This is a genomic window from Pseudomonas sp. A-B-19, from assembly GCF_019947515.1.
GTDB lineage: Bacteria > Pseudomonadota > Gammaproteobacteria > Pseudomonadales > Pseudomonadaceae > Aquipseudomonas.
The window spans coordinates 131,027-144,857 of sequence record NZ_JAGYGN010000011.1 but is presented as its reverse complement, the minus strand read 5'-3'; the positions used below and the strand labels follow the sequence as shown (position 1 = coordinate 144,857).

Here is a 13,831-nt window from a genome sequence, read left to right as displayed (position 1 = left end):
GGCGGCGTTCCGACGATGAGGCCATTTCATTCAACATCAATGTCGACTGAACTACCGCTATCGCGAGCAAGCTCGCTCCCACAATGACTGTGATCACCCAGTAATTTGCGTTGATTTCATCCACAAGAGGTCCCATGCCCAACCGCCCACCTCTCGACGCTGTCACCGCCCGTTGGGTGCCGTGGGTCGTCGCCATCGCCTTCTTCATGCAGTCCCTCGACGGGACGATTCTCAACACTGCCCTGCCAGCCATGGCCCGCGACTTGGCCGAAGACCCATTGCGCATGCAGGGCGTGATCATCGCCTACATGCTCACGGTCGCGTTGCTGATCCCGGCTTCGGGCTGGATCGCCGATCGCTTTGGCACCCGAAAGATCTTTTTCAGCGCGATTCTGTTGTTCAGCTTCGGTTCGCTGCTCTGCGCGCTGTCGAGCAGCTTGAGCATGCTGATCGGTGCCCGGGTGATCCAGGGCCTGGGTGGCGCGTTGATGTTGCCGGTCGGGCGGCTGGTGGTGTTGCGCGCCTATCCGCGTTCGGACCTGGTGCGGATCATGGGCTTCATCACCATTCCCGGGCTGCTCGGCCCGTTGATCGGCCCGACCATGGGCGGCTGGATGGTGCAATACCTGACCTGGCACTGGATCTTCCTGATCAACCTGCCCGTCGGCGTTGTCGGTTGCTACGCCGTGTGGAAATTCATCCCCGACCTTCGCGGCACCGAGCGCACCCGTTTCGATAGCCTGGGTTTCGTGCTGTTCGGCGCGGCGATGATTCTGATCACCATCGCCATGGAAGGCCTTGGCGAGCTGCACCTGCCGCATTTGCGGGTAATGTTGCTGCTGTTCGGCGGCATGGCTTGCCTGGCGGCGTATTGGCTGCGTGCCGGGCATATCGATAATCCGCTGTTTGCGCCCTCGCTGTTCAAGACCCGGACCTTTGCCGTGGGCATTCTCGGCAACCTGTTCGCCCGTCTCGGCAGCGGTGCCCTGCCCTTTCTGGTGCCATTGCTGTTGCAAGTGGCGCTGGGTTATTCGCCGTCCCAGGCCGGGATGAGCATGCTGCCGCTGGCGGCGGCGGCGATGATTGCCAAGTGGGTCGCGCGACCGCTGATCGAACGTTTGGGTTATCGCATCGTGCTCACCGGCAACACCCTGGCGCTGGGGATCATGCTGGCAAGCATGGGCCTGGTCAGCGAGCAGACGCCGTACTGGCTGCTGCTGTGCCTGCTGGCGATCCTCGGGGCGATCAACTCCTTGCAGTTCACCGCGATGAACACCGTGACCCTGATCGACCTCGACGACGCCAGCGCCAGCAGCGGCAACAGCCTGCTGTCGGTGGTCGCGCAATTGTCCCTGAGCCTGGGGGTTGCGTGCGCCGGTGCGTTGCTCGGCGGGTTCACGGCACAGATTGGCAATGACGGCGTCGAGACTGTTTTGGGGGCGTTCCAACTGACCTTCGTGACCGTCGGAATCATGGCCATGCTCGCCGCAACCATCTTTTCCCAGCTCTCAAAGCAAGACGGACGGCGTGTCAAACGTCCGGAACAGCACATCGAACCTTAGGGCGAATGGCCACCGGGCTGGTACACTGCGCGACATTTTGTTTTGCAGGCCAGTCCCGTGACCACCATCGCCACCGAATTTAATACTTTGCCGCTGTCCGCCGCCATGCTGGCTAACCTCGACTCCCTCGGTTATGCCCAGATGACGCCGATCCAGGCGCAAAGCTTGCCGGTGATCCTCAAGGGGATGGACCTGATCGCCCAGGCCAAGACCGGCAGCGGCAAGACCGCCGCGTTCGGCATCGGCCTGCTGAACCCGATCAATCCGCGCTACTTCGGTTGCCAGGCGCTGATCCTGTGCCCGACCCGCGAGCTGGCTGACCAGGTCGCCAAGGAAATCCGTCGCCTGGCCCGTGCCGAAGACAACATCAAGGTCCTGACCCTGTGCGGCGGCGTGTCCCTCGGCCCGCAGATCGCTTCGCTGGAACACGGTGCGCACATCATCGTCGGCACCCCGGGCCGTATTCAGCAGCACCTGCGCAAGGGCTCGCTGGTACTCCACGGCCTCAACACCCTGATCCTCGACGAAGCCGACCGCATGCTCGACATGGGTTTCTACGATTCCATCGAAGAAATCATCATGCAGGCCCCGGAGCGTCGCCAGACCCTGCTGTTCTCCGCCACCTACCCGGTGGGCATCAAGCAGTTGGCCTCGAAGTTCATGCGTAACCCGCAGCAGGTGAAGGCCGAAGCGTTCCACGACGACACGCAGATCGAGCAGCGCTTCTACGAGATTTCCCCGGACGACCGCATGAGTGCGGTGACCAAGGTGCTTGGCCACTTCCGCCCGGCCTCCTGCGTGGCGTTCTGCTTCACCAAGCAGCAGGTCCAGGAAACTGTCGACCACCTGACCGCCAAAGGTATCTCCGCCGTCGGCCTGCACGGCGATCTGGAACAGCGTGACCGCGACCAGGTGCTGGCGATGTTCGCCAACCGCAGTACTTCGGTACTGGTGGCGACCGACGTCGCTGCCCGCGGTCTCGACATCGATTCCCTGGACATGGTGATCAACGTCGAACTGGCCCGTGATTCGGAAATCCACATCCACCGTGTCGGCCGTACCGGGCGTGCCGGTGAGAAAGGCCTCGCGATCAGCCTTGTCGCGCCGTCCGAAGCACAGCGCGCACAAGCCATTGAGCAATTGCAGCAGACGCCATTGACCTGGGATCAGGTCGACAACCTCACTTCCAAGGGTGGTGGTCCGCTGTTGCCGCAGATGAGTACGCTGTGCATCGCTGCCGGCCGTAAGGACAAGGTTCGCCCGGGCGACATTCTCGGCGCGCTGACCGGTGATGCCGGCATCCCCGGTGCCCAGGTCGGCAAGATCGCGATTTTCGACTTCCAGGCCTATGTGGCCGTGGAGCGTGGCGTCGCCAAACAGGCCTTGCAGCGCTTGAACGACGGCAAGATCAAAGGCCGTTCGTTGCGCGTTCGTATCCTGTAAACAGTCACTGTGTAGGAGCCGGCTTGCCGGCGAAGGCGGCGTGCCTGGCACACCGCGCTGCCCAATTCGCTGGCAAGCCAGCTCCTACAGGAATTGTGCCTGTAGTGGAATTTGTGTGAGGACACCGTTTTGCGCTCTACCGAAGTCGTGATCATTGGCGCTGGCGCCGCAGGGTTGATGTGTGCACTGACCGCCGCCGGGCGCGGGCGCAAGGTGCTGCTGCTCGACCATGCCAACAAGGCCGGCAAGAAAATCCTGATGTCGGGCGGTGGCCGCTGCAATTTCACCAACATGTACACAGAGCCGAGCAACTTCCTCTCGCAGAATGCGCACTTCTGCAAATCCGCCCTGGCCCGTTACACCCAGTGGGACTTCATCGGCATGGTGGCCAAGCATGGCGTGCCGTACCACGAGAAAAAACTCGGCCAGTTGTTCTGCGATAACAAATCCAGCGACATCCTGGAAATGCTTCTGAATGAGTGCGACCAGGTCGGCGTCAGCCTGCACCTGGACACGTCGATCCAGACCATCGAGAAGCTTGAGAAAGGCTATTTGCTGGACACGACGCTCGACCAGATAACGTGCGAATCCCTGGTGATCGCCACCGGCGGCCTGTCGATCCCGACCCTGGGCGCCACCGGCTTCGGTTACCAGGTGGCCAAACAGTTTGGCCACGAACTGCTGCCGACCCGCGCCGGTCTGGTGCCATTCACTATCACCGATCAGCTCAAGGCCTCGTGCACCGAGTTGTCCGGCACGTCGGTGGATTGCCTGGTGAGCTGCAATGACCAGAGCTTTCGCGAGAACATCCTGTTCACCCACCGCGGCCTCAGCGGCCCGGCGATTTTGCAGATCTCGTCATTCTGGGAATCCGGCGATACCGTCGAGATCAACCTGATGCCCGACCATGACGTACCGAGCTGGCTGCAACAGCAACAGGCCGAACGTCCGAACAGCGAGCTGAAAACCCTGCTCGGGGAAATCTTCACCAAGAAGATGGCCAATTTGTTGGCGGACAACTGGTTCGTGTCCAAACCGATGAAACAGTACACCCATGCGGAACTGGCCGATATCGCGGAAAAACTGGCGAGCTGGAAAGTCGTGCCGGCGGGCACCGAAGGCTATCGCACCGCCGAGGTGACCCTGGGCGGCGTCAACACCAATGAAGTGTCGTCCAAGACCATGGAATCGCTGAAAAGCCCGGGGCTGTACTTTATCGGCGAAGTGCTCGACGTGACCGGGCACCTGGGTGGGTTCAATTTCCAGTGGGCGTGGGCTTCGGGCTACGCGGCTGCGCAGTACGTCTGATTCAAAAACCTGCACAATCCCTGTGGGAGCGAGCTTGCTCGCGATTGCGGCCTATCAGTCAACATCTCTGTTGAATGTTATAGCCTCATCGCGAGCAAGCTCGCTCCCACAGGTTTCTCGGCCAGCCACAAAACTTGTGATCAACCCAGATCACCAATGCCCAAAGGAACAGATTTTGCTGTCTGATGTGATCGACGCCATTGCGTCGGCGTCATTAGTGGCTCAATTTAGCGTCATTGCCTCGGAAGGCCTTCGCATTTCATGTCATCGACCTCGTTCCGCCAGTCTCTGCGTCGCCTTTGGGCGCTGGATAAATTCAGCTACAGCGTGCGGGTATTCATTGCCCTGACCGGCACCATGGCGCTGTGTTGGTATCAGGATGAAATGGGCCTGCTGATCCCGTTGTTCCTGGGGATTATCGCCAGCGCCCTGGCCGAGACCGACGACAGCTGGCAGGGACGTCTCAACGCGCTGGCGGTGACGCTGGTGTGTTTCGCGGTCGCCGCCCTGTCCGTCGAACTGCTCTTCCCCTACCCCTGGCTGTTTATCATCGCCTTCGCGCTGGCCGCGTTCTGCCTGACCATGCTCGGCGCCCTGGGCGAGCGCTATGGCGCGATTGCCTCGGCAACGCTGATTCTGTCGGTCTACACCATGATCGGCGTGGACCAGCGCGGCGGCGCGGTCATCGATGTCTGGCACGAGCCGTTGCTGCTGGTGGCCGGTGCAGCCTGGTACGGCGTGCTCTCGGTATTGTGGCAGGCGCTGTTCTCCAATCAGCCGGTGCAGCAGAGCCTGGCGCGGTTGTTCCGTGAACTGGGCTTTTACCTGAAGCTGAAATCCTCGCTGTTCGAGCCGATCCGGCAGATGGACGTGGAGGCGCGGCGCCTGGAACTGGCCCAGCAGAACGGCCGGGTGGTGGCGGCACTGAACGCCGCCAAGGAGATCATCCTGCACCGGGTCGGCAATGGACGCCCGGGGTCGAAAGTCAGCCGCTACCTGAAACTGTACTTCCTCGCCCAGGACATCCACGAGCGCGCGAGCTCGTCGCACTACCCTTACAACGCCCTGGCCGACGCCTTTTTCCACAGCGACGTATTGTTCCGCTGTCAGCGCCTGTTGCGCCAGCAAGGCAAAGCCTGCCGGGCCCTGGCCGAATCGATCCAGATGCGTCAGCCGTTCACCTACCACGCCAGTTTCGCCGAAGCCCTGAGCGATCTGGATGCCTCCCTGGAACACCTGCGCATCCAGAGCAACCCGGCCTGGCGCGGCTTGCTGCGCTCACTGCGGGCGCTGGCGGCCAACCTTGGCACTCTCGACCGCTTGCTCAGCGATGCCAGCAATCCCGACGCCCTGGCCGACGCCACCGACAGCAGCTTGCTCGACCGTTCGCCGCGCAGCCTCAAGGACGTGTGGCTGCGCTTGCGCACGCAGCTGACGCCGACCTCGCTGCTGTTCCGCCATGCCCTGCGATTGCCCCTGGCCTTGAGCATCGGCTATGCCATGGTGCATTTGATTCACCCGTCCCAAGGCTACTGGATCATCCTCACTACGCTGTTCGTCTGCCAACCGAACTACGGCGCCACCCGCCGCAAACTCGGTCAACGGATCATCGGCACCGCCATCGGCCTGACCCTGGCCTGGGCGTTGTTCGACCTGTTCCCGAACCCGCTGATCCAGTCGTGTTTCGCCATCGCCGCCGGAGTGGTGTTCTTTACCAACCGCACCACCCGCTACACCCTGGCGACGGCAGCGATCACCCTGATGGTGCTGTTCTGCTTCAACCAGGTGGGTGACGGTTACGGACTGTTCCTGCCACGGCTGTTCGATACCTTGCTCGGCAGCCTGATCGCCGGGCTCGCGGTGTTCCTGTTCCTGCCGGACTGGCAGGGCCGACGCCTGAACAAAGTGCTGGCCAACACCTTGGCCTGCAACAGCATTTACTTGCGTCAGATCATGCAGCAATACGCCGCGGGCAAAAGCGACGACCTGGCTTACCGCCTGGCCCGCCGCAACGCGCACAACGCCGACGCGGCGCTGTCGACCACACTGGCCAATATGCTGATGGAGCCTGGGCATTTCCGTAAGGAAGCGGATGTCGGATTCCGCTTCCTGGTGCTGTCGCACACGCTACTGAGCTACCTGTCAGGCCTGGGCGCACACCGGGAAACCCAACTGCCAGCGGATGTGCATGAACATTTGATCGACGGGGCCGGTATGAAACTGGCTGCGAGCATCGACGAAATCGCCCATGGGCTGGCGAGCAAATCCTCAATTGCGATTCAAAGCGATGAGGAAGAAGCACTGGCCAATGGACTGGAGCAGATGCCCGATGAAATCGATGAGGGGCAGCGGTTGGTGCAGACGCAACTGGCGCTGATTTGTCGTCAGCTCGGGCCATTGCGGACGTTGGCGGCGCATCTGATCAAGGACACCAGTGAGGATTGAGATCAGTGGTGTCTGGGCTGGCCTCATCGCGAGCAAGCTCGCTCCCACAGTAGATCTTCAGTCGACACAAATTTTTTGAACACCAGAGAACCTCTGTGGGAGCGAGCTTGCTCGCGATGAGGCCATCAGCAACAACATAGAAACTGGCTGAACCCACTCACATCCCATGCTGCCTCATCAAATTGTCATAACTCCCGTCCACCTTCATCGCCGCAATTTCCCGGTCGAAACTGGCGACGATCTGCTCATGCTGCGGATTCTTCAGGCTGACCAGAATGTGCAGGCTGTTTTCGCTCAAAGCCTTGGGCAGGAACTCCACGGCGTTGCGTACCTTGGATGACTCACGGGACAGGTAGTAACGGGCGACGTACTCATCTTCCAGTGTCAGTTTGACCCGGTCGGCTGCAACCATGCGCACTGCCATGGCAAAGCTGTGCACCGGGATTTTCTGCAACGAGTCATCGTTGTCGAACGCGGGCGAATAGGCGTAACCGCGCACGATGGCAATCGGATACGTATGCAATTGCTGCAGGTTGTTGAACTCGATGGGCGCGTCTTTACGCTTGAGAAACCGTACGCGATTGAGCAGGTATTCGCCGGAGAACTGGCCGAACTTTGTGCGCTCGTCGTTGTACCAGGCGTTGACCAGCACGTCGTAACGGCCCTCGCCCACTCCCAGCAAGGCCCGCGCCCAGGGCACTTGCTCAAACTCACTGGCATAGCCGGCCCTGGCGAGCGCGGTACTGACAATATCCGTGGCCAATCCACCGTTGACGAGCGTGGAGTCGGTAAAGGGAGGCCAGGCATCAGCGACCAACCGCAGTTTTTCTGCCGCGGCTCCCTGAACCAGCAACAGCAATCCAATCAAAGCAAAAGCTCGATGCAATCGCGGCATGCCAGAAATCCTTAGCGGGCGGATTGCCCTACGTGTTTTCAGCCAAAACCCCAAGGCCTCGTACTGACAAGACCCAGGTATGAAACATCAGCTCATCGAAGCCACAGCACAGCGCTTCGATCCAGATTACACAAAGAAGACATCCGCGCGAGAAATGAATGATGGCATTTTGGCCTATGTCACAGATTCTTCCGCCATAAAGACTTCTGGCGTGACTGCGCTTAGTATCGGAACGACGTTTTCAGGGAATCAAAACATGACAGTCGATTGGATCTGCAAACACCACAGCGACCTGGGCAAGGAGCAGCTGTACGCCATTTTGCAGTTGCGGGCCGAGGTGTTCGTCGTCGAGCAAAAATGCGCTTACCAGGACATTGATGGCCAGGATCTGGAAGGCGACACCTGCCACGTGATGGCCTGGGACGGTAACCGGCTGGTGGCCTACCTGCGGCTGCTCGACCCGCAATCACAGGGCGGCGACGTAGTGATCGGGCGGGTGATCATTGCCCCGCAGGCACGCGGTGCAGGCCTGGGGCATGAGCTGATGGATCAGGCATTGAAACAGATCGAGAAATACTGGCCCGGCCTGCCGGTCTACCTCTCGGCCCAGACGCATTTGCAGGGGTATTACGGGCGGTACGGGTTTGTGGTGACGGGCGAGGAGTTTGTCGAGGACGGCATTCCGCATATCGGGATGCGTCGTCCCTGAAGGCCCCTTCGCTGGCAAGCCAGCTCCTACAGGGCTTGTGTGAGTCCTGTAGGAGCTGGCTTGCCAGCGAAGGCGTCAGCACAGATGCCGCCAAACTCAGGGATATTCCAGCACTGCCTTGATCTGCCGCAGATTACGCTCGATCCACCCGCGATCGATTGCACCCCACTCGCGAATCCGATAGCGCCCCGCATGGTTGCGCGCGCCCTCTTCCTGCTCGAATTCACAGACAATATCCAGATCCGCCAGCGCCGCAATGGTGTCCTGTGCCGTGCGCCGGGGCATGCCGGTGACCTCGGTCAGCGCCGGGACACTGCTGGCCAGCCCGCTGTCGATCAGGTACGCCACGTACAACCGGCGGTAGAAGCTGCTCTTGGTCTTGCTCACGTCCATCCAATGCTCCTTAAAAGATCTCAGCCTGCGGCAGCTCCTACAGATCCCGCCACGTCAGGTAAACCCGCACATCGAATTCCACCTGGTGATAACCCGGCAGCATGTGCTCGCACAGTTTGTAGAAGGCCTTGTTGTGGTCCGACTCCTTGAAGTGCGCCAGCTCATGCACCACGATCATTTTCAGGAACTCGCAAGGCGCCTCCTTGAACAGCGAAGCGATGCGGATTTCTTTTTTGGACTTGAGTTTTGCGCCTTGCACCCTGGAGATCGTGGTATGCAGGCCGAGCGCGCGATGAGTCAGGTCCAGGCGGTTGTCGAACAGCACCTTGTCGATGGCCGGCGCATTACGCAGGTACTCCTGCTTGAGGTCCAGGGCAAAGGTGTATAACGCTTTATCGCTCTGCACCCCGTGTTTTTCCGGGTAACGCTGGCTCAGGTAATCGCCCAGCCGACCGTCGGCGATCAGCTGGCGCACCTGATCCTGCAAGGTAGCGGGATAAGCCTGGAGATATTTCAACACGGTCATCGGGGCGGCAATACACGTCACTAAAAGGTCGCCAGTGTAGCGAATTCAGCGGGGCAGCGCGCTCCAGTCAAACGGCTGGACAAAGACCCCGGTGTCTTCGGCCATCATCGGCCGGGCCACCAGGAAGCCTTGCACATATTCACAGCCGTTGGCCTGCAGCCATTCATACTGCGCGACGGTTTCCACCCCTTCGGCAATCACCAGCATCCCGAACTGTTTGCACAGTTCGATCACACTGCGCACCAACGCCGCATCCCGTACCGACTCCGGCAACCGGGCGATCAAATGCCGGTCGAGCTTGAGGGTATCCAGCTCCAGGTCGCGCAAGTGCGACAGGGAGCACGGTCCGGCCCCGAAGTCATCCAGTGCCACTCGCACACCAAGGTTGTGCAGCAGACGCAATTGCTTGCGGGTTTCTTCAGGATTGTGCATCAAGGCCTCTTCCGTGACCTCGACTTCCAGATAACGCGGTTGCAAGCCATGGCGCTCAAGCACCTGACGCAACTCAGTGACCAGGTTGGGCATGCCGAACTGCGTACTGCTCAAACTGACGCCGAGTACCAGGTCCTCGGTAAACAGGGGCTCCCAGGCTTTGCGTTGCCCGGCGCTGCGATGATAGATCCAGCTGCCCAGACGACTGATCAGCCGCGCCTCCTCCAGCAATGGCAAAAACAGCCCCGGGGGTACATCGCCAACGCTCGGATGCTGCCAGCGCAACAAGGCCTCGAAGCCACGAATCCGCCCGTCGGCAATTGCCACCTGAGGCTGATACACCAGATTGAAATCCCGATTCTCAATGGCGGTTCGCACACTTTCTTCCAGCATCAGCCGCGAGCGCGCCCGGCCGTTCATTTCGTGATCGTAGAAGCGATATTGCTGGCGACCGGCACGTTTGGCTTCGTACATGGCAATGTCGGCCGCCCGCAGCATCCCGTCGAGATTGGCGCCACAATCCGGGAACGTGGCGATGCCGATACTGGCACCCAGGGCAATATCAAGGCCGTCGATCTGCTGACAGATCGAGACTCGCTCGATGAGCTTCTCGGCGATCTTCGCCGCTTGCTCGGGGAACTCCAGATCCAGCAGCGCGGTGAATTCGTCGCCACCCATCCGCGCCAGAATGTCGAAGGGCCGCAGGCAAGCCTTCAACTGCTCGCAGACCCAACGCAGCACCCGATCGCCGGCATCGTGCCCGAGCGAATCATTGACGCGCTTGAAGCCGTCGAGGTCCAGGTACATCAAGACCCAGGAACTGTCGGAACGCTCGCCGCGCAACAACAGGTTCTCTACGGTCTGGTAAAAACCCCGGCGGTTGAGCAATCCGGTCAGCGGATCGGTGACCGCCTGAAATTCCAGTTGCTGATGCAGATGGCGCACCACCGACATGTCCAGCATGGTCACGACCATCGCATGTTGCTCGGCAGGCAACGGCGCGCAGGACAAGGCCACCGGCACTTGCTGGCCGGGCGCCGTACGTAGCAGGGCATCGTGCAGGCGCAGGGTTTCGCCGCGTTTATATCCGGCCAGCAACTCGGAGTCGGCCCAGATCGGGATATGCGGTTTTTGCAGGTAGTCCAGAAACTCCTTGCCTTGCAGTTCCTGCACCGTGGCATTGAGCAGCCGTGACATCGCCGGGTTGGCAAAACGAATCAGACCGTCCTCACTCAATACCAGAATGCCTTCGGCAGCGTTATCCAGCACCGACGCATTAAAGGCACGAGCGGATTCCAGATCATGACTCAGGCGCTGCAAAGCCCGGCGGTTACGCTGGTGTTCGAGCAACGCCTGGACCTTGGGCGTGAAGATCTGTGGGTCGAACGGCTTGAGCAGATAATCCACCGCACCACTGGCATAGCCCTTGATCACCGCGTCCTGGGACTGTTCGTTGGCGGTCAGGAAAATGATCGGCGTGAGACGGGTCCGCTGGCTACCGCGCATCAGGCGCGCCACTTCATAACCGTCCATGCCCGGCATCTGCACGTCCAGCAGTACCAGGTCGATATCGTGTTCAAGCAACAAGCCGAGGGCCTCGAGACCCGAGGCGGCAGTCATGACCCGCCAGCCTTGGCGCTGTAACAACGCACGCATGCTGATCAGGTTTTCAGGGTAATCGTCGACGACTAAAAGGGTTGAGCCGCCTTCTACTGGCGTGGGTTGCGCGCATTCCATGCTGCTTCTCTAATTGCGGGGGTGTCAGGCCGGCTTCTCGTGAAAACCGGACAAATACTGTGCCATCACTCTAGACCCGGTTCTGAAAAAGCAGAAGGTGTCAGTGAGCCATCATTCATTATTGTGTCTTTTTACCGACTAACGGTCGATGGTTCAGACTCATGAAACCGGGACAGATGGGATTCCGACAGGATGTTGACGTCAACCACCCGTCCGACGAGCGTTAACAAAATATCCCGCTACGCTTATAAAGGCCTCCCCTAAAGGTGCGGTCTAGAGCTTCTGGCACACCTGTGCAGCATGAATCGAGCGGAAGAACCGACATGATCGATCTCGCAACCTGGAACCTCAGCGTCCCCGTCGGCAGCCCGCCGTACACCGTCGAAACCGCCAAGCTGGTGGATGGTTTCAAGGATCAATACTTCCATTCCGACACCGGCACATTGTTTTTCTGGACGCCCGTGACCGGTTCCCGTACCGAAAACGCGATTTATCCACGCACCGAATTGCGTGAAACCTACAGCAATGGCACGTTGCACAACTGGTATTACCCCGACGCTGACAACTCCCTGCATGCGACCCTTTCGGTCAGCCAGGTACCCAGCTCGGGCAAGATCGTCATTGGCCAGATCCACGCCTATAACAGCCAAAAGCCCATGGTGAAGGTCGAGTATCAATACAAAACCTCCAGCTCGACCGGCAACATCGTCGCCAAAGTCCGCATGCACCCCGACGACACCCCCCGAGTCATCACCATCGCCACCGGCGTGAAACTCAATCAGGAATTCTCCTACCTCATCCACTTAAGCCCTGGCGGTGCATTGGGCATCAGTGCGGCGGGCTATCAGTGGAATACCGATATCAGCGCGATGTGGCGTGACAAACCGCTGTACTTCAAGGCCGGCGTCTATGTGCAGGACAACACGGGATACACAAGCGAAGGCGGGGAAGTGACGTTCAGCAGACTGGATATCGATCACAATCAATAAACACACAAACTGTAGGAGCGAGCTCGCTCCTACAATGATCGTGTCGCCCACAAAAAACCCGCCTCTCGGCGGGTTTTTCATCACGGCAGTTTAACGCTCAGGTTTAGTTGACCTTGGCGTTCAACTCACCCTTCAGATAGCGCTGGTACATCGCTTCCAGGGAGATCGGCTTGATCTTCGAAGCGTTGCCGGCAGTACCGAAGGCTTCGTAGCGAGCAATACACACATCACGCATGGCGGTCACGGTGGCGCCGAAGAATTTACGCGGGTCGAACTCGCTCGGGTTGGTGGCCATCAGGCGACGCATGGCGCCAGTGGATGCCAGGCGCAGGTCGGTGTCGATGTTGACCTTGCGCACGCCGTGCTTGATGCCTTCGACGATCTCTTCAACCGGTACGCCGTAGGTTTCCTTGATGTCGCCGCCGTACTGGTTGATGATCGCCAGCCACTCTTGCGGAACCGAAGACGAACCGTGCATCACCAGGTGAGTGTTCGGAATGCGCTTGTGGATTTCCTTGATGCGGTCGATGGCCAGCACGTCGCCGGTAGGCGGCTTGGTGAACTTGTAGGCGCCGTGGCTGGTGCCGATGGCGATGGCCAGGGCATCGACCTGAGTGCGTTTTACGAAGTCAGCGGCTTCTTCCGGGTCGGTCAGCATCTGGCTGTGATCCAGAACGCCTTCGGCGCCGATACCGTCTTCTTCACCGGCCATGCCGGTTTCCAGCGAACCCAGGCAGCCCAGCTCGCCTTCTACCGAAACGCCGCAGGCGTGAGCCATGGCCACGGTTTGTTGGGTCACACGCACGTTGTAGTCGTAGTCGGTCGGGGTCTTGCCGTCTTCGCCCAGGGAACCGTCCATCATCACCGAGCTGAAGCCCAGTTGAATGGAGCGCTGGCAGACGTCAGGGCTGGTGCCGTGGTCCTGGTGCATGCACACAGGGATGTGCGGGAACTCTTCGATGGCTGCCAGGATCAGGTGACGCAGGAACGGTGCACCGGCATATTTGCGAGCACCGGCCGAAGCCTGGACGATCACCGGGGAGTCAGTCTTGTCAGCGGCTTCCATGATGGCGCGCATCTGCTCAAGGTTGTTGACGTTGAAGGCTGGAACGCCGTAGCCGAACTCGGCTGCGTGGTCCAGCATCTGGCGCATGCTGATAAGTGCCATTGTGTATATCTCTCCCGGTTGAGGGTCGTTAATCGTGCCAGCCTGCCGTAGCGGCGGCGGCTATTCAAGTTATTGCAGATCGGGGGTTGAGCCCGGGCTGCGGATTCAGTCAAAGCTCATCCATCCCCTGTAGGAGCCGGCTTGCCGGCGAAGGCGTCTTCCAAGGCACCACATGCCTCAAGGGCCTCTTCGCTGGCAAGCCAGCTCCTACAGGGGGTACACCT

The 13,831-nt window shown here is 60.0% G+C and carries 11 protein-coding genes; 6 read left to right on the top strand and 5 right to left on the bottom strand.

Annotated features, from left to right (window positions below):
• Nucleotides 1-134: 134 nt before the first annotated feature.
• The 4 genes from mdtD (at nucleotide 135) to yccS (ending at nucleotide 6,758) form a co-directional block, all read left to right on the top strand.
• Entirely contained in the window at nucleotides 135-1,562 is a 1,428-nt protein-coding gene (gene mdtD / locus KGA81_RS14900) for a multidrug transporter subunit MdtD (protein WP_223546961.1), read from the top strand.
• A 105-nt stretch (nucleotides 1,563-1,667) separates the two neighbouring features.
• The gene (dbpA, locus tag KGA81_RS14895) at nucleotides 1,668-3,005 is read left to right on the top strand and encodes an ATP-dependent RNA helicase DbpA (RefSeq protein WP_263293349.1); all 1,338 of its coding nucleotides are present in this window, start codon (nucleotides 1,668-1,670) and stop codon (nucleotides 3,003-3,005) included.
• A 129-nt stretch (nucleotides 3,006-3,134) separates the two neighbouring features.
• Entirely contained in the window at nucleotides 3,135-4,313 is a 1,179-nt protein-coding gene (locus KGA81_RS14890) for an NAD(P)/FAD-dependent oxidoreductase (protein WP_223546959.1), read from the top strand.
• A 261-nt stretch (nucleotides 4,314-4,574) separates the two neighbouring features.
• Nucleotides 4,575-6,758, top strand: a complete 2,184-nt coding sequence (gene yccS, locus KGA81_RS14885) for a YccS family putative transporter (RefSeq protein WP_223546958.1) — start codon at nucleotides 4,575-4,577, stop codon at nucleotides 6,756-6,758.
• 157 nt (nucleotides 6,759-6,915) lie between these two features.
• Here yccS and KGA81_RS14880 read toward each other — a convergent pair whose 3' ends face one another.
• Nucleotides 6,916-7,653, bottom strand: coding sequence for a substrate-binding periplasmic protein (locus KGA81_RS14880; RefSeq protein ID WP_223546957.1), 738 nt, complete (start codon nucleotides 7,651-7,653; stop codon nucleotides 6,916-6,918).
• 256 nt (nucleotides 7,654-7,909) lie between these two features.
• Here KGA81_RS14880 and KGA81_RS14875 point away from each other — a divergent pair, with 256 nt between their 5' ends.
• Entirely contained in the window at nucleotides 7,910-8,362 is a 453-nt protein-coding gene (locus tag KGA81_RS14875) for a GNAT family N-acetyltransferase (protein WP_223546994.1), read from the top strand.
• A 96-nt stretch (nucleotides 8,363-8,458) separates the two neighbouring features.
• Here the strand turns inward: KGA81_RS14875 and KGA81_RS14870 are convergent, their stop codons facing one another.
• Genes KGA81_RS14870 through KGA81_RS14860 form a run of 3 tightly spaced genes read right to left on the bottom strand, consistent with a single transcriptional unit; the run spans nucleotide 8,459 to nucleotide 11,450 of the window.
• The gene (locus KGA81_RS14870) at nucleotides 8,459-8,755 is read right to left on the bottom strand and encodes a helix-turn-helix domain-containing protein (RefSeq protein ID WP_007894945.1); all 297 of its coding nucleotides are present in this window, start codon (nucleotides 8,753-8,755) and stop codon (nucleotides 8,459-8,461) included.
• 37 nt (nucleotides 8,756-8,792) lie between these two features.
• The gene (locus KGA81_RS14865; protein WP_223546956.1) at nucleotides 8,793-9,281 is read right to left on the bottom strand and encodes a M48 family metallopeptidase; all 489 of its coding nucleotides are present in this window, start codon (nucleotides 9,279-9,281) and stop codon (nucleotides 8,793-8,795) included.
• 45 nt (nucleotides 9,282-9,326) lie between these two features.
• A complete protein-coding gene (locus tag KGA81_RS14860; protein ID WP_223546955.1) occupies nucleotides 9,327-11,450 on the bottom strand; it encodes a putative bifunctional diguanylate cyclase/phosphodiesterase in 2,124 nt (707 codons plus the stop codon).
• 323 nt (nucleotides 11,451-11,773) lie between these two features.
• Between KGA81_RS14860 and KGA81_RS14855 the strand changes: the two genes are divergently transcribed.
• Entirely contained in the window at nucleotides 11,774-12,439 is a 666-nt protein-coding gene (locus KGA81_RS14855; RefSeq protein ID WP_223546954.1) for a polysaccharide lyase family 7 protein, read from the top strand.
• Between the two features lie 103 nt (nucleotides 12,440-12,542).
• Here KGA81_RS14855 and fba read toward each other — a convergent pair whose 3' ends face one another.
• Nucleotides 12,543-13,607 carry a class II fructose-bisphosphate aldolase gene (gene fba / locus KGA81_RS14850; protein ID WP_008081027.1) on the bottom strand — a complete coding sequence of 355 codons (1,065 nt, stop codon included), beginning with the start codon at nucleotides 13,605-13,607 and terminating at the stop codon, nucleotides 12,543-12,545.
• Nucleotides 13,608-13,831 lie beyond the last annotated feature (224 nt).